Annotated in this window: 27 protein-coding genes; 11 read left to right on the top strand and 16 right to left on the bottom strand. The window is 72.4% G+C overall.

Features of this window, described 5'->3' with window-relative positions:
- The first annotated feature begins 7 nt into the window (after positions 1-7).
- Positions 8-829: an NAD(P)-dependent oxidoreductase gene (locus ACZ7DY_RS11410; RefSeq protein ID WP_471133101.1), complete on the top strand. Its 822-nt coding sequence runs from the start codon at positions 8-10 to the stop codon at positions 827-829.
- Between the two features lie 59 nt (positions 830-888).
- Complete coding sequence (locus ACZ7DY_RS11405) at positions 889-1,302, top strand: RidA family protein (RefSeq protein ID WP_471133099.1); 414 nt, start codon at positions 889-891, stop codon at positions 1,300-1,302.
- Here the strand turns inward: ACZ7DY_RS11405 and ACZ7DY_RS11400 are convergent.
- Positions 1,231-1,842, bottom strand: a complete 612-nt coding sequence (locus ACZ7DY_RS11400) for a TetR family transcriptional regulator (RefSeq protein ID WP_471133096.1) — start codon at positions 1,840-1,842, stop codon at positions 1,231-1,233. The two genes, ACZ7DY_RS11405 and ACZ7DY_RS11400, sit on opposite strands and share 72 nt — an antisense overlap.
- A 184-nt stretch (positions 1,843-2,026) precedes the next feature.
- Between ACZ7DY_RS11400 and ACZ7DY_RS11395 the strand changes: the two genes are divergently transcribed.
- Positions 2,027-4,483 (top strand): glycoside hydrolase family 3 protein, encoded by a 2,457-nt coding sequence (locus ACZ7DY_RS11395; RefSeq protein WP_471133095.1) that lies wholly within the window; start codon positions 2,027-2,029, stop codon positions 4,481-4,483.
- 218 nt (positions 4,484-4,701) lie between these two features.
- Here the strand turns inward: ACZ7DY_RS11395 and ACZ7DY_RS11390 are convergent, their stop codons facing one another.
- Both ACZ7DY_RS11390 and ACZ7DY_RS11385 read right to left on the bottom strand, forming a co-directional pair.
- On the bottom strand, positions 4,702-5,703 hold the full coding sequence (locus ACZ7DY_RS11390; protein WP_471133092.1) for an aldose epimerase family protein: 1,002 nt from the start codon (positions 5,701-5,703) through the stop codon (positions 4,702-4,704).
- Positions 5,704-5,757: 54 nt separating this feature from the next.
- Entirely contained in the window at positions 5,758-6,666 is a 909-nt protein-coding gene (locus ACZ7DY_RS11385; protein ID WP_471133089.1) for an SGNH/GDSL hydrolase family protein, read from the bottom strand.
- A gap of 342 nt (positions 6,667-7,008) precedes the next feature.
- Here ACZ7DY_RS11385 and ACZ7DY_RS11380 point away from each other — a divergent pair, with 342 nt between their 5' ends.
- Positions 7,009-7,503 (top strand): DUF3145 domain-containing protein, encoded by a 495-nt coding sequence (locus ACZ7DY_RS11380; protein ID WP_055564346.1) that lies wholly within the window; start codon positions 7,009-7,011, stop codon positions 7,501-7,503.
- Positions 7,504-7,583: 80 nt separating this feature from the next.
- On the opposite strand, the gene fabF is transcribed toward ACZ7DY_RS11380, so the two are convergent.
- From fabF to ACZ7DY_RS11355, 5 genes are all read right to left on the bottom strand, one after another.
- Positions 7,584-8,846, bottom strand: coding sequence for a beta-ketoacyl-ACP synthase II (gene fabF, locus ACZ7DY_RS11375; protein WP_471133087.1), 1,263 nt, complete (start codon positions 8,844-8,846; stop codon positions 7,584-7,586).
- A 70-nt stretch (positions 8,847-8,916) separates the two neighbouring features.
- A complete protein-coding gene (locus ACZ7DY_RS11370; protein WP_398297354.1) occupies positions 8,917-9,165 on the bottom strand; it encodes an acyl carrier protein in 249 nt (82 codons plus the stop codon).
- A 97-nt stretch (positions 9,166-9,262) separates the two neighbouring features.
- On the bottom strand, positions 9,263-10,264 hold the full coding sequence (locus ACZ7DY_RS11365) for a beta-ketoacyl-ACP synthase 3 (RefSeq protein ID WP_471133085.1): 1,002 nt from the start codon (positions 10,262-10,264) through the stop codon (positions 9,263-9,265).
- 27 nt (positions 10,265-10,291) lie between these two features.
- Positions 10,292-11,203, bottom strand: a complete 912-nt coding sequence (locus tag ACZ7DY_RS11360) for an ACP S-malonyltransferase (protein ID WP_471133083.1) — start codon at positions 11,201-11,203, stop codon at positions 10,292-10,294.
- Positions 11,204-11,292: 89 nt separating this feature from the next.
- Complete coding sequence (locus ACZ7DY_RS11355; protein WP_471133081.1) at positions 11,293-12,537, bottom strand: PucR family transcriptional regulator; 1,245 nt, start codon at positions 12,535-12,537, stop codon at positions 11,293-11,295.
- Between the two features lie 70 nt (positions 12,538-12,607).
- Between ACZ7DY_RS11355 and ACZ7DY_RS11350 the strand changes: the two genes are divergently transcribed.
- Positions 12,608-13,270 carry a pirin family protein gene (locus ACZ7DY_RS11350; protein WP_471133080.1) on the top strand — a complete coding sequence of 221 codons (663 nt, stop codon included), beginning with the start codon at positions 12,608-12,610 and terminating at the stop codon, positions 13,268-13,270.
- Between the two features lie 9 nt (positions 13,271-13,279).
- On the opposite strand, the gene ACZ7DY_RS11345 is transcribed toward ACZ7DY_RS11350, so the two are convergent.
- Together ACZ7DY_RS11345 and ACZ7DY_RS11340 are read right to left on the bottom strand one after the other, a co-directional pair.
- On the bottom strand, positions 13,280-14,101 hold the full coding sequence (locus ACZ7DY_RS11345) for a serine hydrolase domain-containing protein (RefSeq protein ID WP_471133078.1): 822 nt from the start codon (positions 14,099-14,101) through the stop codon (positions 13,280-13,282).
- A 47-nt stretch (positions 14,102-14,148) separates the two neighbouring features.
- Positions 14,149-14,631, bottom strand: a complete 483-nt coding sequence (locus ACZ7DY_RS11340) for a GNAT family N-acetyltransferase (protein ID WP_471133076.1) — start codon at positions 14,629-14,631, stop codon at positions 14,149-14,151.
- 115 nt (positions 14,632-14,746) lie between these two features.
- On the opposite strand from ACZ7DY_RS11340, the gene ACZ7DY_RS11335 reads away from it, so the two are divergent.
- Complete coding sequence (locus tag ACZ7DY_RS11335; protein WP_471133073.1) at positions 14,747-15,220, top strand: MerR family transcriptional regulator; 474 nt, start codon at positions 14,747-14,749, stop codon at positions 15,218-15,220.
- A gap of 134 nt (positions 15,221-15,354) precedes the next feature.
- A complete protein-coding gene (locus ACZ7DY_RS11330; protein WP_471134496.1) occupies positions 15,355-16,296 on the top strand; it encodes an aldo/keto reductase in 942 nt (313 codons plus the stop codon).
- Positions 16,297-16,330: 34 nt separating this feature from the next.
- Here ACZ7DY_RS11330 and ACZ7DY_RS11325 read toward each other — a convergent pair whose 3' ends face one another.
- The 3 genes from ACZ7DY_RS11325 to ACZ7DY_RS11315 form a co-directional block, all read right to left on the bottom strand.
- Positions 16,331-17,212: a DUF4429 domain-containing protein gene (locus ACZ7DY_RS11325; protein ID WP_471133071.1), complete on the bottom strand. Its 882-nt coding sequence runs from the start codon at positions 17,210-17,212 to the stop codon at positions 16,331-16,333.
- A 75-nt stretch (positions 17,213-17,287) separates the two neighbouring features.
- On the bottom strand, positions 17,288-18,499 hold the full coding sequence (locus ACZ7DY_RS11320; RefSeq protein ID WP_471133069.1) for an alpha/beta hydrolase: 1,212 nt from the start codon (positions 18,497-18,499) through the stop codon (positions 17,288-17,290).
- A 226-nt stretch (positions 18,500-18,725) separates the two neighbouring features.
- A complete protein-coding gene (locus ACZ7DY_RS11315) occupies positions 18,726-19,346 on the bottom strand; it encodes a TetR/AcrR family transcriptional regulator (RefSeq protein ID WP_471134494.1) in 621 nt (206 codons plus the stop codon).
- Between the two features lie 202 nt (positions 19,347-19,548).
- On the opposite strand from ACZ7DY_RS11315, the gene ACZ7DY_RS11310 reads away from it, so the two are divergent.
- Positions 19,549-21,159: an MFS transporter gene (locus ACZ7DY_RS11310; protein WP_471133067.1), complete on the top strand. Its 1,611-nt coding sequence runs from the start codon at positions 19,549-19,551 to the stop codon at positions 21,157-21,159.
- Positions 21,160-21,269: 110 nt separating this feature from the next.
- Here ACZ7DY_RS11310 and ACZ7DY_RS11305 read toward each other — a convergent pair whose 3' ends face one another.
- Positions 21,270-21,923 carry a DUF3159 domain-containing protein gene (locus ACZ7DY_RS11305; RefSeq protein WP_471133064.1) on the bottom strand — a complete coding sequence of 218 codons (654 nt, stop codon included), beginning with the start codon at positions 21,921-21,923 and terminating at the stop codon, positions 21,270-21,272.
- 260 nt (positions 21,924-22,183) lie between these two features.
- Positions 22,184-23,122, bottom strand: coding sequence for a GlxA family transcriptional regulator (locus ACZ7DY_RS11300; RefSeq protein ID WP_471133061.1), 939 nt, complete (start codon positions 23,120-23,122; stop codon positions 22,184-22,186).
- Positions 23,123-23,333: 211 nt separating this feature from the next.
- Between ACZ7DY_RS11300 and ACZ7DY_RS11295 the strand changes: the two genes are divergently transcribed.
- From ACZ7DY_RS11295 to ACZ7DY_RS11285, 3 genes are all read left to right on the top strand, one after another.
- Positions 23,334-24,023, top strand: coding sequence for a DJ-1/PfpI family protein (locus tag ACZ7DY_RS11295; protein WP_471133059.1), 690 nt, complete (start codon positions 23,334-23,336; stop codon positions 24,021-24,023).
- 115 nt (positions 24,024-24,138) lie between these two features.
- Positions 24,139-24,495 (top strand): hypothetical protein, encoded by a 357-nt coding sequence (locus tag ACZ7DY_RS11290; protein WP_471133056.1) that lies wholly within the window; start codon positions 24,139-24,141, stop codon positions 24,493-24,495.
- A gap of 127 nt (positions 24,496-24,622) precedes the next feature.
- On the top strand, positions 24,623-24,997 hold the full coding sequence (locus tag ACZ7DY_RS11285; protein WP_471133053.1) for a peptidase inhibitor family I36 protein: 375 nt from the start codon (positions 24,623-24,625) through the stop codon (positions 24,995-24,997).
- A gap of 302 nt (positions 24,998-25,299) precedes the next feature.
- Here the strand turns inward: ACZ7DY_RS11285 and ACZ7DY_RS11280 are convergent, their stop codons facing one another.
- Positions 25,300-26,118: a potassium channel family protein gene (locus ACZ7DY_RS11280; protein ID WP_471133051.1), complete on the bottom strand. Its 819-nt coding sequence runs from the start codon at positions 26,116-26,118 to the stop codon at positions 25,300-25,302.
- Positions 26,119-26,124 lie beyond the last annotated feature (6 nt).

The following is a 26,124-nucleotide window of genomic DNA, read 5'->3' as shown; positions in this document are numbered from 1 at the left end:
CGGACCCATGGAAAAGATCGCATTTCTCGGCCTCGGCCACATGGGCGAGCCGATGGCCCGTCAACTCCTCGCCGCAGGCCACCCGTTGACCGTGTGGAACCGCACCGCCGAGAAGGCCGGGCCGCTCGTCGCGGCGGGCGCCACGGCCGCCCCGGATCCGGCCGGAGCCGTGCGCGGGGCCGACGTCGTCATCACCATGCTGGCCGGGCCGGGCGCCGTGCGCGAGGTCGCCGACGCCGTGCTCCCCGAGCTGCGCGCCGGTATGCACTGGGTGGAGATGTCGACCGTCGGGCCCGACGCCGTGAGGGAGTTGGCGGACCGCGTCCCGGTCGGCGTCACCCTCGTCGACGCCCCCGTCATGGGCAGCACCGACAAGGCCGCCGAAGGCCGGCTCGGCATCCTGGCGGGCGGCGACGCGGCGGGCGTCGAGCACATCCTGGCCCGCTTCGGCCCGGTCACCCGCACCGGCGCCCTCGGCTCGGGCGCCGCGCTCAAGCTCGTCGTCAATACCGCCGTCATCGGCGGCGTGGGCCTGGTCGCGGAGGCCATGAGGCTCGCCGACGCGCTGGGTCTCGACGAGGGCATCGCCAAGGACGCCCTCGCCGCCGGCCCGCTCGGCGGCGCCGTCGCCCGCGCGTTCGCGACCGGCGTCCACTTCGGCAGCGACCTCGCCGTCAAGGACATCGCCCTCGCCACGGCCTCGGCCCGGCTGCCGGTGATGGAGGCGGTGTCGGGCCACTTCGAGGCGGCCGCCGCAGACCCGGACGTCGTCCACGAGGACATCGCCCGCGCCGTCACCCACATCCGCACCCGCCCCACCGGCCGGTGACCCAGCCGACCGGCCCCCACCCCCACCCTCACCCAGCTTCCCGGCAAGGAGTGCGCACCATGGAGATCACCCTTGACGATCCCGCCGCGGGACCGCGGCCGCAGGGCCCCTACTCGCAGGTCGCCCGGGTCCAGCACGCCGACGGCGGCGTCCTGCTGTACACCTCGGGGCAGTGCGCCGAGGGCGACGGCATGGCCGCCCAGACGCGCGCCGTCTTCGAGGCGCTGCGGGCCCTGCTCAAGGCCCACGGCGCGGGACTCGACGACATCATCAACATCCGTACGTACCTGACCGACATGGACGCCGTCGCCGACTACGTGGCCGTGCGCCGGGAGTTCTTGACCGGCACCCCGCCCACCAGCACCACCGTCGCGGTCCCGCGCCTCGTCCCGCCGGGCGCGCTAGTCGAGGTCGAGGTGGTGGCCGCCGTCGCCGGCGCCTCGGGCACCGTCCCCGCCACCCCCGCCCAGTAGCGCGAGGAAGTCCCGGAACGCCCCCGGCATGTCCACCGATCCGGGGTCGAGCAGCCACTGGTACTGCAGGCCGTCCATGACCGCCACCAGCAGCGGGGCGGCGGCCTCCGGGGTGAGTCCGCCCGGCAGCCGCTCCCTGTACTCGGCGCGCAGCACCGCCGCGAAGTTCTCGCGCACCGTCTCGTAGCGCCCGGTGAAGAAGGCGCGTGCCGGGTGGCCGTCGGTGACGCTCTCGCCGAGCAGGGCGGCGAAGGTCTGCACGATGCCGCGGCGCATCGCGTTGTACTCGACGAGCGAGCCGAGCAGATCGAGCCGCCACGTGCCGTGCGGCACCGCGTCCCACTGGTCGCGGGCCTCGAGGACGGCGACCAGCAGGGCCTCCTTGGTGGGGAAGTGGTGCAGCAGGCCCTGCTGGGTCAGCCCGACCCGCTCGGCCACCGCGCCGAGGGTCGCGCCCCGGTACCCGCGCTCGGCGATCACCTCGAACGCCGCCCGGAGGATCTCCGCGCGCCGCTCCTCGCTCCTGGCCCTGGCCGCCATGGCCCGCACCCCTTCCGTACGTCCTGCTCGGAGGACCGTACGACATTCACAGATAACGAGAATATAACGAAACCTACCTCTCTACAGGTAAGCGATGCACGATGGGGGCACAGGCAGGCACGGACGCCCGGCCCACAGGGGGCCGACACCACGGATGGATCCACGGACGAATCGAGGCGACGCCATGGCGGCAGAGGACCGGCAGGGACCGGAGAGCGAGCGCGCGCGGGAGGCGGCCGTCGAAGCCGCCCTCGGCAAGCTCGACCTGGACGCGAAGGCGCGCCTGCTCGGCGGCGCCTCCATGTGGGCGCTGCACGCCCTGCCCGAGATCGGCCTGCGCTCGCTCGTGATGTCCGACGGACCGGTCGGCGTGCGCGGCGTCCGCTGGACCGCCGACGACCCGTCCGTCGCGCTGCCGTCCCCGACCGCGCTCGCCGCCACCTGGGACCCCGACCTAGCCCGTCGCGCGGGCGCGCTGCTCGCGCAGGAGGCCCGCCGCAAGGGCGTCCACGTCCTCCTCGCGCCGACCGTCAACCTCCACCGCTCCCCGCTCGGCGGCCGCCACTTCGAGGCGTACAGCGAGGACCCGTACCTCACCGGTGTCATCGGCGCCGGTTACGTGCGGGGCGTGCAGTCCGGCGGCGTCGGCACCACTGTCAAGCACTTCGTCGCCAACGACGCCGAGACCGACCGTTTCACCGTCGACAACAAGGTGTCCGCGCGCGCCCTGCGCGAGCTGTACCTGGCGCCCTTCGAGAGGATCGTCACGCAGGCCCGCCCCTGGGGCGTCATGACCGCGTACAACCAGGTCAACGGCGTCACGATGACCGAACACCGCCACCTCGTCGAGGACGTCCTGCGCGGCGCCTGGGGCTTCGACGGCTTCAACGTCTCCGACTGGATGGCCGCCCGCTCCACCGCCGGCGCCATCGAGGGCGGCCTCGACGTGGCCATGCCGGGACCGCGCACCGTGTACGGGGAGCCGCTCGCCGCGGCCGTCCGCGCGGGCGAGGTCGCGGAGGAGACCGTCGACGCGGCCGTCCGCAACGTCCTGCGCCTGGCCGCCCGCGTCGGCGCGCTCGAAGGCGCCGAGCCCGCCGTCGCTCCGCGCGACCTCCCCGCCGAGATCGACGGCGAGGCCCTCGCCCGTGAGATCGCCCGCCGCGCCTTCGTCCTCGTCCGCAACGAGCGCCGCACCCTTCCGCTGAGCGGCACCGGCACGGTCGCCCTCAGCGGCGCCGCCGCGCGCGACGCCCGCATCCTCGGCGGGGGCTCCGCCACCGTCTTCCCCGCCCACGTCGTCTCCCCGCTCGACGGCCTCACCGCGGCCCTGCCCGAGGGCGCCCTCTCGTACGCCGTCGGCGCCGACCCCACCGACGAACTCGCCCCCGCCGACCAGGGGTTCGAGCTCCGGGCGGTCTGCCGCGACGCCGCGGGCGCCGTCCTCGGCGAGGCCGGCCTCCCCACCGGCCAGGTCCAGTGGATCGGCGACGACCTGCCCGAAGGCGTCACCCACGAGACGCTGGCGAGCGTCGAGGTGACCGGCACCTTCACGCCGCGCGAGAGCGGCGAGCACGCCTTCGGCACGCGCGGTCTCGGCGCCTTCACCCTCACCGTCGACGGTGAAGTGCTCTACGACGACGTCCAGTCGGCGGGCTCCGAGTCCGACCCGTTCGAGGCGTTCTTCGGCGCACCGGCCGAGCGCGGCAAGGTCGAACTCACCGCAGGCGAACCGGTCCGGGTCTCCCTGCGCCACACGATCGGCGAGACGTCCGCGGCCCCGCTGCCCGGCGTCCTGTTCTCCCTGGTCCACCTCGGCCCCCGGCGCGCCGCCGACGAGCTGATCGCCGAGGCCGTCGAGGCGGCGCGCGCCGCCGACACCGCCGTCGTGGTCGTCTCCACCACCGAACGCGTCGAGTCCGAGGGCTTCGACCGCCGCGACCTGAGGCTGCCGGGGCGCCAGGACGACCTGGTCCGCGCCGTGGCCGCCGCCAACCCGAACACGGTGGTCGTCGTCAACTCCGGCTCCCCGGTGGAACTTCCCTGGCGCGACGACGTGGCCGCCGTCCTGCTCACGTGGTTCCCCGGCCAGGAAGGCGGGGCCGCACTCGCCGACGTCCTCCTCGGCACCGAGGAACCGGGCGGCCGGCTCCCCACCACCTGGGGCGACCTCGCCGCGGCCCCCGTCACCCGGGTCACCCCCGAGCAGGGCGAACTCGCCTACACCGAGGACGTGTTCATCGGCTACCGGGCCTGGGAGAAGTCCGGCGCCACCCCGTCGTACGCCTTCGGCCACGGCCTCGGCTACACCGACTGGACGTACGAGTCACTTACCGTCGAGGGCACGACGGCCCGGGTCACCGTCCGCAACACCGGCGAACGCGCGGGCCGCGAGGTCGTCCAGCTCTACCTCGCCCCGCTGGAGAACGACGGCACCCGCCCGATCCGCTGGCTGGCCGGCTTCGCGACCGCCGAGGCGGCCCCCGGCGAGACGGCCGAGGTGACGGTGGAACTCCCGCGCCGCGCCTTCGAGACCTGGAACACCACCACCGCCACCTGGACCCACCACCCCGGCCCCTACCACCTCCAGGCATCCCACTCCCTGACAACCCCCCACTTGACCAAAACCCTGACCGCCTAGGGGCGCGAGGAACTGCGCGCCCAGCCCAAGGCACCCCCGCAGACGAGACCCAACCTGAGGCGCCCCCAAAGGGGCGCGGGGAACTGCGCGACGAGCCCAAACATCCCCGCAGACGAGACCCAACCTGAGGCCCCCTAAGGGGCGCGGGGAACTGCGCGCCCAGCCCAAGCACACCCGCAGACAAAAACCCACCCCCCCCCCGGCCCCCCAGCGGAGCGTCACCGCACAGAGAACCCATACACCGTCTCCGACCGATAAACCCCACCCGGCCGCAGCACAGCAGAGGGAAACTCCCCCCGGTTGGGGGAGTCGGGAAAGTGCTGGGTCTCCAGCGCGATCCCGTCCCCCGGCGCGAACGGCAGCCCCGGCGCGAAGTGGTCCGCCGTGTAGAGCTGGAGCCCCGGCTCCGTCGTCGCCACCGTCAGGACCCGGCCGGACTCCGGCTCGCTCAGCTCGGCCACCTCGACCGGTTCCGCCGTGATCCCCTTGTCAAGCACGTAGTTGTGGTCGAAGCCCGGCCCGGCCGCGCCCCCCGCGCGGAAGTCGAACCGCGTCCCGGTCACGTCCTCGTACGCCCCGGTCGGAATCCCGTCGCCGTCCGTCGGGGTGATCCGTGACGCGGCGATCCGCACCCCGTGCCCGAGCGCACCGCCCACGCCACCCGCACCATCGCCCACGCCCGCCAAGTTCCAGTACGTGTGCTGGGTGAGGTTCACGACGGTCGGCGCGTCGGTGGTCGCCTCGTAGGCGATCCGCAGCGCGCCCGCAGCGTCCAGCGTGTACGTCGCCGACACCGCGAGCCGGCCGGGGAACCCCTCCTCGCCGTCGGGGGAGACCCGCGAGAGCCGCACCCCGTGCTCCACGGCCTCCGCGTCCCACACGTGCTTGTCGAAGCCGCGCTCACCGCCGTGCAGGGAGTTGGGGCCGTTGTTGCGCGCGAGCCGGTACGTACGCCCGTCGAGGGAGAAGGCGCCGCCGGCGATCCGGTTCGCGTACCGCCCCACCAGCGCGCCGAAGTAGGGCCCCGGATGCGCCAGATACCCGTCCAGGCCGGCGAACCCCAGCGCCACCGGCGCCGTCCGCCCCGCCCGGTCGGGCGCCTCCGCCGACTGCACGATCCCGCCGTACGTCAGGACGCGCACCCGCGTCCCGCCCCTCTCCAGGGTCCAGCGGTGGACGGGCGTACCGTCGGGAAGCGTCCCGAAGTCCTCACAGCGCATGATCGTGACCCTACGCCGGACCGCCCCGGCCGCGCGGGCCTCCGTACCGGAGCCCTATGACACCGGCTTCCGTGACGTCACCTGCCGGTAGGCGATCTCGGCGAGGTGCGCCTGGCCGTTCTTGCTGGGGTGGAACCAGTCCCAGTGGCTCAACTGGTCGCCGTCGAAGCGGTAGTCGAAGACCGCCCCGCCGTCGTACCGGCAGCGCCGGTCCTTCGCGCACTCCTCTTCGAGGACCTCGTTGTACGCGACGACCCGGTCCCGCACCGTGGCGCGCCGCTGTGTCGCCCTGGTGTCGAGCGCGTCCGGGTCGGCCAGCATCGACGCGCAGATGCCGAGCTTCCACACCTGCTTGCCGAGCGCGTTGGTCCGCCCCTGGGACCAGAGCCGCTTCAGGTCCGGCACGGACGCCACGTAGACCTGCGCCTTCGGCAGCTCGCGGCGCAGGGTGCGCAGCGCCTCGCGGAAGTCGGCGCGGAACTGGGAGACCGGCGTCATCGAGGCGACCGAGGGACGGCAGGCGTCGTTGGCGCCCGTCATCACCGTCACCAGCTCCGGGCGCTCGGCCGCGGCCTGCTCGATCTGGCCGGTCAGATCCGCCATGCGGGCGCCGGTCTTCGCGTGGTTCCAACTGTGCGAGGCGGCCCGCCCCTTCCCGAGCAGCCGCGTCGCCAGGCTGTCGACCTCCGGGTCGGTGCCGGTCGCCCAGGACGCCTCGGGGCAGTCGGAGAGCACCGAGCAGGCGTCGAAGCCGCGTGTGATGGAGTCGCCGACGGCGGCCAGCGAACGGGGCGAGGTGTCCCAGAGGGGGGTCGGCGTGGGGGACGGCCTGGCGTGGCCGGAGGGGCCGGGCGCCGGGGAGTCGCCACCCTGCGCGTCACACGCGGTGAGTGCCCCGCCGCACAAGAGGGCCGCCGTCGCGAGAGCGGCGGCGGCACGCGGGCGGCGCCTGCGGCTGTGCATCCCTGCTCCCCTCTGTCGTTCAACGTGACGTCGTGCGCGCGGCCGGGGTTGCGCCCCGCCGGGTGAAAGGTCGGAGTTTCCTGGCCTCTGGACCGACGGTACGTCACACTCCTTGCGCCGCCGCACGGTAGCCTCGGCCCGTAGCGGCCGGGCCACTGCTGTCACGGCGGCGACAGGGCGGGTGATCCACCCGGTGGCGCCCCCGCTGCAGTGGTTCCGCTAAATTACATCACGTCACATCTGTCCCCTTTTCCCAGGTTTATCTAGTATTTGGGGAAAACTGCTCGGCACGGGCGCGAGGCCGCTGGGGAAGGCGACCCTCGACCCACACTGGAGGTCCCGGTGACGACACGTGGAGTTCTGTACGTGCACTCCGCTCCGCGCGCGCTGTGCCCACACGTCGAGTGGGCCGTCGCGGGCGTGCTCGGTGCGCGCGTGAGCCTCGACTGGATCAGGCAGCCCGCCGCGCCGGGCACCTGGAGATCCGAATTCTCCTGGCAGGGCTCGGTGGGCACCGCGTCCAAGCTCGCCTCCGCCCTGCGCGGCTGGGATCTGCTGCGCTTCGAGGTCACGGCGGAGCCCTGCGCGAGCGCCGAGGGCGAGCGCTACAGCGCCACGCCCGAGCTCGGCATCTACCACGCCGTCACCGGCATCCACGGCGACATCCTGATCCCCGAGGACCGGCTCCGCGCCGCGCTGGCCCGCTCACAGCGCGGCGAGAGCGACCTGGAGGCCGAGCTCGCCAAGCTCCTCGGCAAGCCCTGGGACGACGAGCTCGAGCCCTTCCGGTACGCGGGCGAGGGCGCGCCGGTGCGCTGGCTCCACCAGGTGGTGTGACACACCACGAAAGGGGCCCCCACCAGGCTGGTGGGGGCCCCTTTCGACTACCTGCGGGCAGTCCGTGACGTACGGCCGGCTCAGACGGTCCGGAACGCCAGGACGACGTTGTGGCCGCCGAAGCCGAACGAGTCGTTCAGCGCCGCGATCCGTCCCTCGGGCAGCGGACGGGCCTCGTCACGGACGACGTCCGCGTCGACCTCGGGGTCGAGGTTCACGATGTTGATCGTCGGCGGGGCGACGCGGTGCTTGAGCGCGAGGACCGTGGCCACGGTCTCCACGCCGCCCGCGCCACCGAGCAGGTGACCGGTCATCGACTTGGTGCTGGAGATCGCCATGTGGTCGACGTCGTCGCCGAAGGCCTTGCGCAGCGCCTTGATCTCGGCGACGTCACCCTGCGGCGTCGAGGTCGCGTGCGCGTTCACGTGCACGATCTCGGCGGGCTTGAGGTCCGTCGTGTCGATCAGGTTCTGCAGCGCCGCGGCGATGCCGTTGCCGGACGGCTCGGGCTGCGTGATGTGGTGGGCGTCGGCCGAGATGCCCTGGCCGACGGCCTCCGCGTAGATCTTCGCGCCGCGGGCCCTGGCGTGCTCCTCCGACTCCAGGACGATCACGCCGGCGCCCTCGCCGAGCACGAAGCCGTTGCGGTCCGCGTCGTAGGGGCGCGAGGCGCCCTCGGGGTCGTCGTTGTTCTTGGACATCGCCATCATGTTGCCGAAGGCGACGATCGGCAGCGGGTGGATCGCCGCCTCCGTGCCGCCCGCGACGACCACGTCGGCGCGGCCGGTGCGGATCATCTCGACGGCGTAGCCGATGGCCTCCGCGCCCGAGGCACAGGCCGACACCGGGGTGTGGACGCCCGACCGGGCGCCCAGCTCGATGCCGACGTTGGCCGCCGGGGAGTTGGGCATCAGCATCGGCACGGTGTGCGGGGAGACGCGGCGTACGCCCTTCTCCTTGAGCACGTCGTACTGGTCGAGGAGCGTGGTCACGCCGCCGATGCCGGAGGCGATGACCGCGCCGAGGCGGTGCGGGTCCACGGCCGGGTCCTCGCCCGCCTTGGCGGTGTAGCCGGCGTCCGCCCAGGCCTCCTTGGCCGCGATCAGCGCGAACTGCGCCGAACGGTCCAGCTTGCGGGCCTGCGGGCGGGGGATGACCTCGCCCGGCTCCACGGCGATCTGACCGGCGATGCGGACGGGCAGCTCGGCTGCCCAGTCCTGCTCCAGCGCGCTGACGCCGGAGCGGCCCGCGAGCAGGCCCTCCCACGTCGACGCTGCGTCGCCACCCAGCGGTGTGGTTGCGCCGATACCGGTGACGACCACGGTGCGATTGGTCGAGTTCACAGGAAATTTCTCCACGGTGTTGAGGGGATCAGCGGCGCCACCGCCGGGTGGCGACTGAGCACGAGCTGGGTCAGCTCTGGTGCTCGAGGATGTACTTGGTCGCGTCGCCGACCGTCTTCAGGTTCTTGACGTCGTCGTCGGGGATCTTGACGTCGAAGCGCTCTTCGGCGGCGACGACGACCTCGACCATGGACAGCGAGTCGACGTCCAGGTCGTCGGTGAAGGACTTGTCCAGCTGGACGTCCTCGACCGGGATGCCGGCGATCTCGTTCACGATCTCCGCGAGACCGTCAACGATCTCCTTCTCAGTGGCGGCCATGTTGGCGCTCCTTCGCATGTATCAGAGGGTGTGGCGCCCGCCGCGGCAGCGGCAGGTTGGGTCAAGCCGTACGGATCGGAAGATCCGGACGAGATGCCTAGGGGAGGGTAACGACCGTGGCGGCGTACACGAGACCCGCCCCGAAGCCGATGACGAGCGCGGTGTCGCCGCTCTTCGCCTCGCCGGTCGCCAGGAGCCGCTCCATCGCGAGCGGGATCGAGGCGGCCGAGGTGTTGCCGGTGGTGCGCACGTCACGGGCGACCGTGACGTGTTCGGGCAGTTTCAGAGTCTTCACCATCGAGTCGATGATCCGCTCGTTGGCCTGGTGCGGAATGAAGACATCCAGGTCGTCCGCGGTGATTCCGGCCGCGTCCAGCGCCTGCTGGGCGACCTTCGCCATCTCGAACACGGCCCAGCGGAAGACCGCCTGGCCCTCCTGCGTGATGGCCGGGAACTTGTCGGGCGCGCCGTTGCGGTACGCCTCCCAGGACTCGGTCTGCTTGATGGTCTCGGCCTTGTCGCCCTCCGAGCCCCAGACCGTGGGACCGATCCGCGGCTCCTTGGAGGGACCGACGATCACGGCGCCCGCGCCGTCGCCGAACAGGAACGCCGTCGCGCGGTCGCTCAGGTCGGTGAGGTCGCTCAGCCGCTCCACGCCGATCACAAGCACGTGCTCGGCGGAGCCCTCGACGACCATGCCCTTGGCGAGCGTCAGACCGTAACCGAAACCGGCACAGCCCGCGGAGATGTCGAACGCGGCGGGCTTGCCCGCCCCGATCTTGTCCGCGATCTCGGTGGCGATGGCGGGGGTCTGCTTGAAGTGCGAGACGGTGGAGACGATCACCGCGCCGATCTGCTCGGGCGTGATGCCCGCGTCGGCGATGGCCTTGCCCGAGGCCTCCACGGACATCGCGGCCACGGTCTCCTCGTCGGAGGCCCAGTGGCGGGTGGCGATGCCCGAACGGGAGCGGATCCATTCGTCGGACGAGTCGATCGTCTCCAGGATCACCTCGTTCGGCACGACGCGCGTGGGACGGTAGCCGCCGACGCCCATGATCCGTGCGTACGGGTGGCCCTGGCCGGCCTTGATCTTCGACATGCGCTACGGCTCCTTGTCTGTCGTCGGCTAGGAATGCTCGGCGACGAGCGCGCGGGCCGCGTCGAGGTCATCGGGGGACTTCACCGCGAGCGTCTTGACGCCCTTGAGGGCACGCTTGGCGAGACCGGTCAGGGTGCCGCCGGGGCACACCTCGATCAGCGCGGTCACGCCGAGCTCCTGGAAGGTCTCCATGCACAGGTCCCAGCGGACCGGGTTGGCGACCTGGCCGACCAGGCGGGAGATCACGTCGGCGCCGGTGGTGACCGGCCTGCCGTCGCGGTTGGAGATGTAGGTGAGCTTCGGGTCCGCGGGGGTCAGGCCGCCCGCGGCTTCCTCCAGGGCCGCCACGGCCGGGGCCATGTGCTCCGTGTGGAAGGCGCCCGCGACCTTGAGGGCGACCACCTTGCGCACGCCCTCGGGCTTGTCCTCCGCGAGCGCGGCGAGCTGCGCCGCGGTGCCGGCGGCCACGATCTGGCCCGCGCCGTTCACATTGGCCGGGGTCAGGCCCAGCTTCTCCAGGTGCGGGACGGTGGCCTCCGGGGTGCCGCCGAGCAGCGCGGCCATGCCGGTCTCGGTGACGGCGGCGGCCTCGGCCATGGCCAGACCGCGCTTGCGCACGAAGCGCAGCGCCTCGTCGTCGGTGAGCACACCGGCGTAGGCGGCGGCGGTGATCTCGCCGACGCTGTGTCCGGCGACGGCGCCCGGCGTGAGGTCACCGAGTGCCGTGGCGGAGAGCAGACCGGCGGCCACCAGCAGCGGCTGGGCCACGGCGGTGTCGCGGATCGCGTCCGCGTCGGCCTGCGTGCCGTAGTGGGCAAGGTCGAGCCCGATGGCGTCGGACCAGGCGGCGAGCCGGTCTGCGGCGCCGGGGAGGTCGAGCCAGGGGGTCAGGAAGCCGGGCGTCTGAGCGCCTTGGCCGGGAGCGACGAGTACGAGCACTCTTACACTCTCTCTTGTGGACGGTGGGGCCCGCCCGTGGGGACAGGGACGAAGAACGGCTGGGGGAATTGTAGGGGGTCCACAAAACCCTACGACTGGGGATCCCCGTCGGCCAGACGCCCGAGGATGAGCGCGATCCGCAGCGTGAACGCGGAGCGCACATCGGAGGGCGACCAGCCGGTGACGTCAGTCACACGTCGGAGCCGGTAGCGCACGGTGTTGGGGTGGACGAAGAGCATCCGGGCCGCCCCCTCGAGGCTGCTCGCCTGCTCCAGATAGACGCTGAGCGTCTCCAGGAGCGCGGAGCCCGCCTCCTCCAGCGGTCTGTAGATCTCCTCCACCAGCTGATCGCGGGCCGCCGGATCCCCGGCCATCGCGCGCTCCGGCAGCAGATCGTCCGCGAGGACGGGACGCGGGGCGTCCTGCCAGGCGGCGCACGCCTTGAGCCCGGCGGCCGCCGCCTGCGCGGAACGGGTCGCCGCGAGCAGGTCGGGCACGATCGGCCCGGCCACCACGGGACCGGCCGCGTACGGGCCGATCAAAGCCTTCGCCACGTGCAGCGGATTGTCGTTGCCGCCCGCGATGACGACCAGCCTGGCGCCGAGCACGCCGGTCAGGACCTGCAGCTTCGCGTGCCGGGCCGCGCGGCGGATGGCCTCCACGGTGAGCTCGCTGTCGCCGTCGGGGGCGGTGCCGAGGACCACGCAGACATGGTCGGGGGAGTTCCAGCCGAGGGCGGCGGCCCGGGAGACGGCACCCTCGTCGGCCTCGCCGGACAGGACCGCGTTGACGACCAGCGACTCCAGGCGGGCGTCCCAGGCACCCCGTGCCTCGGCGGCCTGCGCGTACACCTGCGCGGTGGCGAAGGCGATCTCGCGGGCGTAGACGAGGAGCGCCTCCCGGAGCACCGACTCGTCCCCGGGCGCCGCGACCTCGTCGATCGCGGACTCCATCACCTCGATCGTCGTACGCACCATCTCCACGGTCTGGCGCAGGGTGATCGCCCTGGTCAGCTCGCGGGGCGCGGTGCCGAAGACGTCGGTGGAAATGGCCTGGGGCGCGTCGGGATGCCGGAACCACTCGGTGAACGCGGCGATACCGGCCTGCGCGACGAGACCGATCCAGGAGCGGTTCTCCGGTGGCATCGCCCGGTACCAGGACAGCGTCTCGTCCATGCGCGCGATGGCCTGCGCCGCGAGGCTCCCGGACGACTTCTCCAGACGCTTCAGGGTCGCCGCGTGGGCATGGGCACTCCGGCGGGCGTCCTGGCCGGACTCCCGGTGGGGCTCCTGGCGGGACTCCTGGTGGGCTTCGTTCGCTGAGGGTTCGGGCACGGGACAAGACTGCCTCATCGGGGCGGGGACGTGCGGTGCCGGGGCCCGCACAGGCCCTACCGTGGGGTGCGTGATTGATGTACGGCGCTCCGGCGACCGGTACCGCGGCGGGGAGATCGCGGCCGGCATCGAGTCCTTCCACGCCCTCTCCTTCGGGCCGCACTACGACCCCGGCAACCTCCGCTTCGGCGCGATCCTGGCCTGCAACGAAGAGCGCCTCGCCCCCGGCGCCGGCTTCGACGAACACCCGCACAGCCACACCGAGATCGTGACGTGGGTGGTCGAGGGCGAGCTCACCCACCGCGATTCGACGGGCCACGAATCGCTGGTGCGCCCCGGCGACGTCCAGCACCTGTCCGCCGCGGGCGGCGTGCGCCACGTCGAACGCAACGACGGGCCAGGCCCCCTGGTCTTCGTCCAGATGTGGCTGGCCCCCCTCGCCCCCGGCGGCGACCCGTCCTACGAAGTGGTCCGCGGCATCGCCGACTCCACGCCGTACGCGGTCCCCGGGGCGGGGGCGCTGCTCCACGTGCGGCGCCCGGCGGCGGGGGAGCGGCTGGGCATCCCGGACGCGCCGTACGTCTATCTGCACCTGGTGCGCGGAGAACTGGACCTCGCCGGCGAGCGCCTGGGCCCGGGCGACGCCGCGCGGATCACCGGCGAGACGGGGCTCGAAGGCGTGGCCGCGGGCGCCGCGGAACTGCTGCTCTGGGAGATGACGGGCAGCCCTTAGGGGCCGCGGTCACCCGCGCAGGTCGGAGAGGACCGCGTCGGTGAACGGGGGCCACACCTCGACGGCCCACGGTCCGAAGGGCCGGTCGGTGAGCGCGACGCAGGCCGCGCCCGCGTCCGGGTCGACCCACAGGAACGTCCCGGCCTGCCCGAAGTGCCCGAACGTCCGCGGCGAGGACGAACTCCCCGTCCAGTGCGGCGCCTTGGAGTCCCGGATCTCGAACCCGAGCCCCCAGTCGTTGGGGTTCTGATGCCCGTACCCCGGCAGGACGCCCTTCAGCCCCGGGTACGTCACGGTCATCGCCGCGGCCACGGTGCGCGCGTCGAGCAGCCGCGGCGCCTGCACCTCGGCCGCGAACCGCACCAGGTCGTCGACGGTCGACACCCCGTCCTTGGCGGGCGAGAGGTCACCTTCGAGCGCGGTGGACGTCATGCCGAGCGGCACGAGGACGGCCTGGCGCAGATACTCCGCGAAGGGGATGTCGGTCGCCTTGGCGATGTGGTCGCCGAGCACCTCGAACCCCGCGTTCGAGTAGAGCCGCCGGGTGCCCGGGGCGGACGTCACCCGGTGCTCGTCGAAGGCGAGCCCGCTGGTGTGCGCGAGCAGGTGCCGCACCGTCGAACCCTCGGGCCCCGCGGGCTCGTCGAGCTCGATCGCCCCCTCCTCGTACGCGACGAGGGCCGCGTACGCCGCGAGGGGTTTGGTGACCGAGGCGAGGGCGAAACGCCGGTCCGTGGGGCCGTGCGTCCCGACCACCGTGCCGTCCGCGCGGACGACGGCCGCGGCAGCGGTGGGGACCGGCCAGTTCTCGATCAACGCCAGGCTCTGCATGCCCCCGAGCCTAAGCGCCCCATGGAGTCAGCCGCACCGAGGGGGTCTCACAGGGTCAGCCGCATCGACGGATCGGGTTTGCGCACGAAGCCGAGCGACGCGTACAGCGGCTCGGCCTCCGGCGACGCGTTGAGGTCCACGCTGGCCGCGCCGCGCTCACGGAACCAGTCGAGCAGCACCGTCATGCAGGCCCGCGCGTACCCCTTGCGCCGCTGCCCGGGATCGGTGGCGACGCTGAACACGCAGCCGACCAGCCCGTGCGGATTGCCCGCACGCCCGATGCGGTAGTCGAGGGTCCCCGCCACCAGCGCGGCGAGCCCGCCCGGCCGCTCCGGGTGGTCGACGACGAACGCCGCGAAGTCCCCGTCGGGCTCGCCGAGCCGCTGCCGTACGGTCACCAGGGACTCGGCGTGCCAACTGGTGTCGGACTCGTCCGCCGAGCGCCCGGCGAAGACGGAATCGATCATCACCTGCCGCAGTCGGAGCAGCTCCCCGGCATCCTCCGGCGTGGCACGTCGTACGAGACTCATGCCCGGCACGGTAGTGACCATGAGGTGAGACGTCTCGCGATTTTTCCCCGTGATCCCTGTGCCCGGAGCGGAATCCACTTGCTTGGAGCGCACTCCAGGGTTCTAGCGTGAGGGCATGACGGTGATGGAGACCACGACCGCTTCGCCCCGCCCCGCCCCGGCGGCCGACATCTGCGCCGCGGCGCCGCTCGGGCCACCGCGCCCGGCGGGCCAGGACCACTACACGATCAGCGAGGTCGCCGCCTTCACCGGCCTGAGCGCGTACACCCTGCGGTGGTACGAGCGGATCGGCCTGATGCCGCACATCGACCGCTCCCACACCGGGCAGCGCCGCTACCGCAACCGCGACCTGGACTGGCTCGCCTTCGTCGGGAAGCTGCGCCTGACCGGGATGCCGGTGGCGGACATGGTCCGCTACGCGGAGCTCGTGCGCGAGGGCGAACACACCTTCGCCGAGCGCCAGGAGCTCCTGGAACAGACCCGGCGCGACGTCCGCAGCCGCATCGCGGAGCTCCAGGACACCCTCGCCGTCCTCGACTACAAGATCGACACATACGCGGGCGCCCGCCGGGCGTCGGAGAGGTCCTGACACCGATGGCCCAGAACATACGCGCGGCGGCTGAGGACTCGGCCGAAGCCACCCCTCCCCACTCCTTCGAGAAGATCGACCGGGTGCGGCTCGGCGCCACCGGGCCCGAGGTCGGGGCCCAGGGCCTGGGCTGCATGGGCATGAGCTTCGCCTACGGGCCCACGGACACCGGCGAGGCCAGGGCCACCCTGGAGCGCGCCCTCGAACTGGGCGTCACCCTCTACGACACCGCCGACGTCTACGGCATGGGCGAGAACGAGGAATTCCTCGCCCCGTTCGTCGGGGCGCACCGCGACGAGATCGTCGTCGCCACCAAGTTCGGCCTCGGCATCGACCCGGGCGCGTCGGCGAAGCGGCGCATCGACAACAGCCCCGCATACATCCGCGCCTGCGTCGACGCCAGCCTGCGCCGCCTGGACACGGATGTCATCGACCTCTACTACATGCACCGGCGCGACCCGCGGGTGCCCATCGAGGAGACCGTCGGCGTCATGGCCGAGCTGGTCGCCGCGGGCAAGGTCAGGCACCTGGGTCTGAGCGAGGTCACCGCGGCCGAGCTGCGTGCCGCGCACGCCGTGCACCCCATCGCCGCCGTCCAGTCGGAGTGGTCGCTCTTCAGCCGCGACATCGAGCGGGCCGTCGTCCCCGCCGCCGCGGATCTCGGCGTGGCCCTCGTGCCGTACTCCCCGCTCGGCCGCGGCTTCCTCACCGGCTCGTTCGTCAACGCGGACGACGAGTTCGGCGAGGACGACTTCCGCCGTCAGCAGCCGCGCTTCACCGGCACCAACGCCGCCGCCAACGCGGCCCTGCTCGCCCCCGTCCGCACCGTCGCCGAGGCCCGCGGGGCGAGCCTCGGGCAGATCGCGCTGGCCTGGCTCCAGCAGCGGGCCGCACTCCACGGCCTGCCCGTCGTCCCCATTCCGGGCACCCGCAAGCCGAGCCGGGTCGAGGAGAACACCGCGGCCACCCGCCTCACCCTCACCGACGACGAGCTGGCCCTGCTCGACCCCATCGCCGCCGGCGTCTCGGGCGACCGCTACGCCGACATGACCTTCACCTCGGCGGGCCGCGAGTGATCCCCCGCCCGCCGGACCGCCCGGCGGGCACGGGTCAGAGCTCCGCCAGCAGCTCGGCCTTCTTCGTCGTGAACTCGTCATCCGTGAGCAGCCCGGCCTGGTGCAGCTCGCCCAGGTGCCTGATGCGGTCGGCGATGTCCGCGGGGTCGCGCCGCACGGGCGGCGGGGCGGTGACGGCCGGGCCGACGCCGTCGGGGTGCGGCGCCGGGCCCGAGGCGCGCACCGCGGCGAGGACCGACGCGGCGAACGGCAGCGACTCGTGGACCGGGCCGTAGCCGAGGCCGAAGACGACGGCGGCCGGGTCCTGGTCGGCCTGGCTGGGCTGGGCGACGGGGCTCTCGCGGCGCAGCAGCCGCAGGTGGCCCTCGAAGACCTCCGGGGAGCGCCATTCGATGCCGCACAGGTCGGTGACGAGGAAGCTCTGGTCACCGGCCTTCCACTTCGCCGACGACGCGCCCGTCCAGAACCAGCGGAAGGAGACCGTCTTGCCGTCGAAGGACGCCTTCCCGTCGTACGCCTTGAACTGCAGGGGCGCCTCGGGGGCGGCCACCAGGAAGCGGTCCGCCGGCTCGCCGTCGTCGGCGCGCAGCTGGGCCCGCAGCTCGTCCGCGTAGTACTCCGCAAGAGTCTCCCGCTCGGCGGGCAGCACGAGGCGGTACGGGTCGCAGCCCTCCTTGAGCTGGCCCGCGGCCGCCTCCATCAGCGGATCGGCGCCCGGTCTCGGCACGGCATGCAGAACCACCGTACCGCGTTTGCCGGGGGAGAGTGTCACCGCCGCGATCGCCTCAAGGGGGATGCGCCGTTCACCGAGGGTCTGGAAGAGCCTCGGCGTGCGGATTCCCCGTTCGAAGCGGATGAGCACGGAGTCGGACTGGAACTCCCAGGCGGCATGAAATCCGGCCAGTACGTCACCCATGCGGCTCATCGTAGGCGGCACGAGCGCCTCCGTCCCTCCTGCGGCGGGCCGCTGTTTCATCGATTTCTACGCGCGTCAGGTCGCTGCCGCGCCGGAAATACCCTTCCGGCAGGCGCTGTCCGCGCTCGCGCAGCGCACCCCGTGGTACGCACCGGTACCGATTTCCGCGAAGTTGCGCAGACTCTCCGTGCCCGGCTCGAAATAGCCGGTGTGGCCCTTCGCGCCGGCGGCGGACAGCACCCGCGCGCCGAAGCCGCCGGAGACCGGGTCGGCGCCGTGGCCGAGCCCGCCGAATTCCATGTTCGGGACATCCTGGATCCAGTCGTCGCCGTCCCGGGTGGCCCAGATCCGGGCCCCCGTGCCCAGCTGCGACGCCGTGTCGGCGCGCATGCCGGGGCTGCCCGCCACCGCGATGTCGGTGACCCGGGCGGGCAGCTTCCGTGCGGCCACCCCGCACACCACGGAGCCGTAGCTGTGGCAGTACAGCGCGACCGGGGTGCGGCCGGGCAGGCCGCGCACCATGGCTTCGAGGCGCTTGGCCCCCTCCTCCGCGCGCATGGCCGTGGCCGCGTCCACGCCGATCCCCACGGGCGCGGTGTAGTCGGCCCAGGCGATCACGGCGGTACGCGCGCGTGGGTTCACCGCGTGCTCCGCGCGGTAGAGCGATCGCGCCATGCCCACCGGGGCGGAGTACTTGCGGAACGTACGCTCGAACGTCAGGACGTTGGTGTCGACGCCGGGCACGACGACCGAGACGCGGCGGGCCCTGTCGAGGTCCCCGAAGACCTCGGCCATGCGGCCGGAGCCCATCGGGTCGAAGGCGATGACCTGGCGTTCCGGGCGCATCATGACCCCGAAGCGCTTCATCCTGCGCTCGGCCTCCTGCTGCCCCAGGGGCGAGAGGCGCTTGTCGTGCATGCGTTCGTGCTCGATCTTGCGGGCCTGCCCGAGGGCGATGCGGTTCGCGCGGTAGCGCAGCTCGGCGGGGGCACCGTTCATGTTGCCGACCGCGAGCGGGTAGCGGGCGGCGAGCCGGTGGCGCTGCCGGGTGTCGAGCGAGGCGAAGAAGTGCGCGAGGCGGCCCGCGGGGGCGTCGACGTCGGGCAGTGCCCGTCCGCCGATGTGGCCGTGCTCCCACGCCGAGCGCGCGGCTTCGAGGGGCGAGGCGTCGCCCCTGTCGTGTCGCACGGCGGTCCAGCCGGTGGTCGCCAGCATGACGAACACGACGGCGAGCGCGAGCAGGGCGCGCCAGGCGTTGAGTTGAGGGGAGGAGTCGAAGGAAGTCACTACGGAACACCCTAGGAGAACCGTGATGTTTACCGTGCATCGCGTGAGGCAGATCACGTTTCTTGACGGGTAATTGAGGCAAAGCGGGCGCATATTGAGTCATTCCGTCACGCTCTGTAGGCGGTTTCGGAACGGAATGAACAGCCTGACGATCACCGTGGGTACGCGTGCCGTGGCTCAACCCTTGGGGGCAGCCCATGGGTTGACCGGCGCCGCGCGGCGGGCGTTATGGGCGGGGGCGCCAGTCTTCCGCGAGCGCGGGCCCGAGGTGGTCGAGGTACTCCTCCGTGAGCGCCCGGATCGACTCCAGGCTGGAGTCCTCGCCCGCCCCCCACAGGCGCCCCGTCACCCGCATGACGCCGCTGAAGGCGGCCACCGCGACGCGCGGGCGCGGGTCGCGGTCCAGGTCGAGCCCCTCGCGCTCGGCGATCACGCGGGCGACCTCGTCCTCCATCTCGATGGAGCGCCGCAGGTGGACGGCGAGCAGGGAGGGCGTGGACTCGATCATCTGGTAGGTGCGCATGTGGAGTTCGACCGGGACGACCTCCTCGATGGACTGCCCCATCGCCTCCCAGGCGCCGAGGACGGCGCCGCGCAGGGCCGTCAGCGGGGCCTCGTGGGCCGGGCGGTCGCGCACGGCCTCGACGAACCGCGCCTCGATCATCTCCTGGACGGCGAAGGCGGCTTCCTGCTTGTTGGCGAAGTACCGGAAGAACGTGCGCTGGGAGACGTCGACGGCCTCGGCGATCTCGTCGACGGTCGTCTCCTCGTACCCCTTGGTCGTGAAGAGTTCGAGCGCCACGCGCAGGAGGGCGTCGCGGGTGCGCTGCTTCTTGCGCTCGCGCAGCCCCGGCCGCGAGGGCTCGGCGGCGGGGTCGCGGGCGGTCTCCGTGCGCGCCGCCGGGGCGTCCGTCGCTCGCTGCGTGGTCTTCACACCCGGCCCTCTTCTCTCACCGTTCGCGCAGTTCACCCTACCTGTGAGGCACGTGACAGTCACCGACTTGTGAATTTGTTTGTCAACTGTCAGACGCTGTCACTAACCTCGGGACATGACTAGTCAGACCACCGTCGACAAGGCGGGCAAGGCACCGGAGCCCACGCCGGTTCCGGACCCGGCCAAGGGGCTCCGCGGCCACCCCTGGCTGACACTCTTCGCCGTCGCGATCGGCGTGATGATGGTCGCCCTGGACGGCACCATCGTGGCGATCGCCAACCCGGCCATCCAGAAGGACCTGGGCGCCACCTTCGCCGACGTCCAATGGATCACCAACGGCTACTTCCTCGCGCTCGCCGTCGCACTGATCACCGCCGGCAAGCTCGGCGACCGCTTCGGCCACCGGCAGACCTTCCTCATAGGCGTCGTCGGATTCGCCGCCGCCTCCGGAGCCATCGGCCTCTCCGACAGCATCGCGCTGGTCGTCGCCTTCCGCGTGCTCCAGGGGCTCTTCGGCGCCCTGCTGATGCCCGCCGCGCTCGGCCTGCTGCGCGCCACCTTCCCGGCCGAGAAGCTCAACATGGCCATCGGCATCTGGGGCATGGTCATCGGCGCGTCCACCGCGGGCGGCCCGATCATCGGCGGCCTCCTCGTCCAGCACGTCAGCTGGCAGTCCGTCTTCTTCATCAACGTGCCGGTCGGCGTCCTCGCCCTCGCCCTCGGCCTGGTCATCCTCAAGGACCACCGCGCCGAGAACGCGCCCCGCTCCTTCGACGTCCTCGGCATCGCGCTGCTCTCGGCGGCCATGTTCTGCCTGGTCTGGGCGCTCATCAAGGCGCCGGACTGGGGCTGGGGCTCCGGCCTGACCTGGACCTTCATCGGCGCCTCCGTGCTGAGCTTCGTACTCTTCGCGCTCTGGGAGACGAAGGTCGCGGAACCGCTCGTACCGCTGGCCCTGTTCCGCTCCGTGGCGCTCTCCGCGGGCGTGGTCCTGATGGTGCTCATGGCCGTCGCCTTCATGGGCGGGCTGTTCTTCGTCACCTTCTACCTGCAGAACGTGCACGGGATGAGCCCCGTCGACAGCGGCCTGCACCTGCTGCCCCTCACCAGCATGATGATCGTGGGCTCCCCGGTGGCGGGCGCCATGATCACCAAGGTGGGCCCGCGCATCCCGCTCGCGGGCGGCATGGTCTTCACCGCCGTCGCCATGTACGGCATGTCCACGCTGGAGGCGGGCACCGGCAGCGGCCTCATGTCGCTCTGGTTCGCGCTCCTCGGCCTCGGCCTCGCCCCGGTGATGGTCGGCGCCACGGAGGTCATCGTGGGCAACGCGCCGATGGAGCTCTCCGGTGTCGCCGGCGGCCTCCAGCAGGCCGCGATGCAGATCGGCGGCAGCCTCGGTACGGCCGTCCTGGGCGCCGTCATGGCCTCCAAGGTCGACAGCGACCTGCCGGACAACTGGGCCGCGGCGAAGCTGCCGCCGCTCAGCGAGACCCAGCTCGACAAGGCCGCGGAGGCCGTCCAGGTCGGCGTGGCGCCGGTCCCGCCGAAGGCCCCGCCGTCCGTCGCCGACCAGATCACCTCGGTCGCGCACGACACCTTCATGTCGGGCATGGGCCTGGCCTGCCTGGTCGCCACCGGGGTCGCCGTCGCCGCCGTCTTCGTCGCGTTCCTGACCAAGCGCGGCGACAACGCCGAGGCGGGCGCGGGCGTGGGCCACATCTGAGACGCGGGACGGACCGCGGTCGCCGCTCGATCCGTTGCGGCCCGACCCGGGTCCGGAACCGGTGGAGAACCGGCCCCGGACCCGGGTCACGTCACACACCCCGGGTCATGTCACACACCTGCGTCAGGATGTCCGAGCGTGCCCCGAGCCGGTGAGAGGGCCGCCGGAGCCGGTGCCGGGGCAGCCGTCCGCTCCCTGGTCACCGCCCTGCGGGAGAGCACCACGGAGAGCGCCGTGACGGCGGCCCATATCGGGCCCATGAGGATGTGCAGGAGCGCGAGCCCGGCGACCTCACTCCAGTGGTACAGCGCCACCTGTGCGGCCAGGCTCGCCAGACTCACCAGCGAGATCACCAGCGTGATCATCGCGTAGAAGCGGTGCAGTCTCCGGTGCGAGCGCCACTGCGGCGGACCGCCCACGATCCGGTTGGCCACCAGACCGGCCAACGGCCGGCCGGCCACGATCGACAGCAGGCACGCCGCCGTGGCCAGGGCCGGGAGCAGCATCGGCAGCAGGAAGAAGCCGCGCGTGTCTCCGGTCCCCGCGGCCACTGCCGCGCAGGCTGTGGCCAGCAGGGCGCCCACGACGGCGTCCCGGACCTGCTGGCGGGCCCGTAGCCGCCAGGCGAGTACGAGCAACGCGGTCACGGTCGTGGCGACGACCGCCGGGCGCATGCCGCTGACCTGGTTGGCGCAGAGGAACACGAGCGTGGGGGCCGCTGCCGCCACAGCGGAGGTGATGGACGCCGCGCTCGGCGCTTTCATCGCCCGTTCCTCTCCACGCCGCCGGTTCGGCGACCGCCGGCTCCAAGGACACGGTGACCCCGCCCGGGTCCACCCCGGCGGAAAACGCGACTGTGAACGTACATGTGAGAGACCTTCGTCGGACCTGATGCCGGCGACCGCCGGCTCCCGGTCCGACGCTACGAGGCCGCGGGCACGGCGTTCATAGGCGTAAGTGACACGTTGTGACGGGATCTCGCCACGGCGCGCCCCCCGCCCGGTCGACGGGTCCCGGACGGGGATCAGCGGAAGGTGCGGCGGTAGGTGTGGGGGCTCACGCCCGTGGTGCGTTTGAAGCGGTCACGGAAGGCCGTGGGGGAGCCGAAGCCGACCTGGGCGGCGATGCGCTCGACGGAGTGGTGCGTGGTCTCCAGGAGGTGCTGGGCCTGGCGGATACGGGCCCGGTGGAGCCACTGGAGCGGGGTGGTGCCGGTCTGTTCGCTGAAGCGGCGTATCAGGGTCCGGGTACTGAACCCGGCGCGGGCGGCGAGGTCGGCGAGGGTGAGGTCGCGGCCGAGGTTGTCCTGGAGCCAGGTGAGCAGGGGTTCCAGGGCGGAGCCCTGCGGAGTGGGCGGGTGGTCGTGGACGATGAACTGTGCCTGGCCGCCTTCGCGTTCGAGCGGCATGACGGACAGGCGGGCCGCGTCGGCGGCGACGGCCGAGCCGTAGTCGCGGCGGATCAGATGCAGGCACATGTCCAGGCCGGCGGCGGCGCCGGCCGAGGTGAGGAACTGCCCGTTGTCGACGTACAGGACGTTCGGGTCGACGTCGATGTCCGGGTGGGCGGCGGCCAGGAGGCCGGCCGCGGACCAGTGGGTGGTGGCCCGCAGGCCGTCCAGGAGCCCGGTCGCGGCCAGGGGAAAGGCGCCCGAGCAGATGGAGGCGATGCGCGTGCCGCCGTCGGCGGCCGCCCGCAGCGCCTCGCGGACGCTCGACGGGAGCGGGGCCGAGGGGGTGGCGGTGCCGGGCAGGATGATCGTGTCGGCGCCGCTGAGCCCGTCGAGACCCCAGGGCGCGCGCAGGGTGAAGGCCCCGGCGTCGATCTCCGGCCGTTCGGCGCACACCCGGATCTGGTAGCCGGGGCGCCCGTCCGGAAGCCGGGTACGGGTGAAGACCTCGATCGGGGTGGAGAGGTCGAACGGGATCACCTGGTCCAGCGCGAGAACGGCGATGGTGTGCATGGCCGGACCATACTGCTCCGCAGACCGGCGTATCTGCTCCCGGGACCGTCGAAATCCCGGTCAGCCGCAGTTCAGCGGCCTTTTCCCTCGCCTTGTCACTATCCCGTTGAAGAGTGTCACTCACGCCACTGGGTGACCGGGGTGGCAGCTCGTTAGGTTCGTGGCACGTCCGGCGACCGGCCGGACTCTCCGGACCTCGAAGGGCCCCTCCATGCACGCCCAGATCGTCTTGTTCGACGGATTCGATCCGCTCGATGTCATCGCTCCCTACGAGGTGCTGTACGCGGGCGGCACCGCGTCCGCGGGCGCGGTGAGCGTGGAACTGGTCTCCGCCGAAGGGCCGCGCGAGGTGGTCAGCGGCACCGGCGGGCTCGCCCTGCGCGCCACCGGCACCCTCGACCCCGGGCGCGCGGGCCTGATCCTGGTCCCCGGCGCGTCGGGCCGCGTCGGAGAACCCGGCGACACCCCCGCCCACGACGCGGGGGCCGGGGAGCGGCAGCAGGACGAGACCATTCCCGTACTGCTGGGCCGCACCCTGACCACCGAACTGCCCGCGATGCTGACGGCCGCGATGGAGAACCCCGAGGTGACGGTCGGCACCGTGTGCGGCGGCTCGCTCGTCCTGGCCATGGCCGGGCTGCTGGAGGGACGTCATGCCACCACCCACCACTTGGGCCTGGACATGCTCGACGCCACCGGAGTCCACGCGGTGAGCGCCCGCGTCGTCGATGACGGCGACCTCGTCACCGGCGCCGGCGTCACCTCGGGGCTCGACCTCGGCCTGTATCTGCTGGAGCGCGAGGTGGGCCCGCGGATCGCCCACGCCGTCGAAGGGCTGTTCGCCCATGAGCGCCGCGGCACGGTCTGGCGCGCCGAGGGCCCGGAGCCCGCCCGGCTCTGACCTGCCGTCCCTCCTCCGTACTCCGGTACTTCCGTACTCCGGTACGCACTTACTGCCGTACTCCCGTATTGCCGTACCGCCCACCGTCACCACACCGTCAGAGAAGAGCAGCAGCATGTCCGTCGAAGGCACCTGGGACCTGTCCATCTCCACCCCCATCGGCAGGATCAAGGCCGTGACCGAGTTCCGGCGTGAGGACGGTGGCCTCGTCGGGGTCGCCCGCGCGGCGGGAGACGGGGAGGAGGTACCGCTCACCGACGTCGCCCTCGACGCCGACCGGCTCACGTGGAAACAGGCCACCACCAAGCCCATGCGGCTGAACCTGACCTTCACCGTGACGGTGGACGGCGACACCCTGACGGGAATCTCCAAGGCCGGGCGCCTCCCGGCCTCCAAGGTCAGCGGCGAACGCCGCACGCTCCGAGCGGGAACGGCGCCTCAGGGGTCGTCGGGGGAAGCCTCTCAGGGATGACCCCTCGGGGATGACCTGGGGGGCTTTCGCCTATCCGGGTGACGCACATTCGTACCCCTTCCGAGGGCCCGGCCGCCGGGTCCAGAGTGCAGGGAGAAGATCCGCACGCCACACGGGGGTTGAACAGATGCGTACGACCATGCCCACGACCGTCGCCGCGGCCGCACTCGCCGCGGTGATCCTCACACCCGCACACGCGGGCGCCGCCGCCCCGCCGACGCTCCGCGGCTGCGGACCCGGCGAGCTCTGCCTCTGGGAGAAGGCGGAGTTCCGGGGCGCCCGCCATGTGTACGAACTGGCCGGCATCGACATCGAGAGCTGCGTCGCGCTGCCGGAGGGGGGCAGCGCGCAGGCCCTCGCCAATCGCACCGGCCGGCCCGTCACCGTCTACCAATCGGCGGAGTGCGCCGAGACCGGCGAGTTCAACACCTATCCGGGCAGCGGCACCTGGGCACCCGAATCTCCCTACCGGGTAAGGGCGTTCAAGGTCTGGGAGAGATGAACGGGGGTACTCGTCGAGACAGGCCCGGACCGGCCGACTCGAGGAGTGATGATGGCGGGCTTCGGACACACCACGCGCAAGCACCCCGGCTCACGCGGCCGTACGTGGTCGCGGAGCCGGCAGGACCGCGCGACGCTCGGGGCCGCAGAGGGGCCGGTGCCCGCCCGGTACCCGCCCTGGCGGCCCTCGTCCTCGGCGTGATCGGCACCGTCCTGGCTCTCATGGCGATGGCGGGGACGGCCACGACGAGCGGCTTGCTCTGAGCCGCGGCACGTCCTGAACCGGAGGTCTGCCACCCCGGTTCAGGACACCGCCGCCGCTCCACCGCCTCCTTCGCGAGCCGGTGACCCCGCGCCGCCGCCCTCACCCCGGCCGGGCCCGGGCACCGCGCCCGGCTCGGTGGGGGACAGCGCCGCCACCTGCGCGCGCAGCGCCCGTACCTCCGCCGTCAGCGCCTCGATCGCCGCCGTCTGGCGCCGTTCCTCGACGTCGTCCTTCTCGAAGCGGGAGATGAACCACGCCGCGATGTTCGCGGTGACGACACCGAGCAGGGCGATGCCCGACAGCATCAGACCGACCGCGAGCACCCGGCCGAGGCCCGTCGTCGGCGCGTGATCGCCGTAGCCGACCGTCGTCATCGTGGTGAAGGACCACCACACCGCGTCACCCAGGGTCTTGATGTTCCCGTGCGGCGACTCCCGCTCCACGGAGAGCACCGCCAGGGAGCCGAACATCAACAGCCCCACCACCGAGCCCGCGACGTACGTCGTCAGCCTGATCTGCGACGCCATCCGGGCCCGCCGGCCGACGAGCGCCAGCGTGGCGACGAGGCGCAGCAACCGCAGCGGCTGAATCATCGGAAGGAGTACGGCGCACAGGTCCAGCCAGTGGGCGCGGACGAACCGCCCGCGGTGCTCGGTGAGGAGAAGACGCACCGCGTAGTCGAGAGCGAAGGAGCCCCAGACGAACCACTCCACCCAAGAACAGGTCCGCGCCACGGCCCTGCTCGCGTCGGGCGCCACGATCGGCACGGCGTAGGCGACGGCGAAAGCCACCGCCAGCGCGAGGAGCGGGCGTTGGGTGCGCTGCTCCCAGCGGATCTGGGCCGGTTGTTCCTTCATGGGCGC

It is taken from the genome of Streptomyces sp. NPDC037013 (assembly GCF_055607265.1).
The sequence above is the reverse complement of the archived record's forward strand: the minus strand, read 5'-3'. Positions and strand labels throughout refer to the sequence as shown.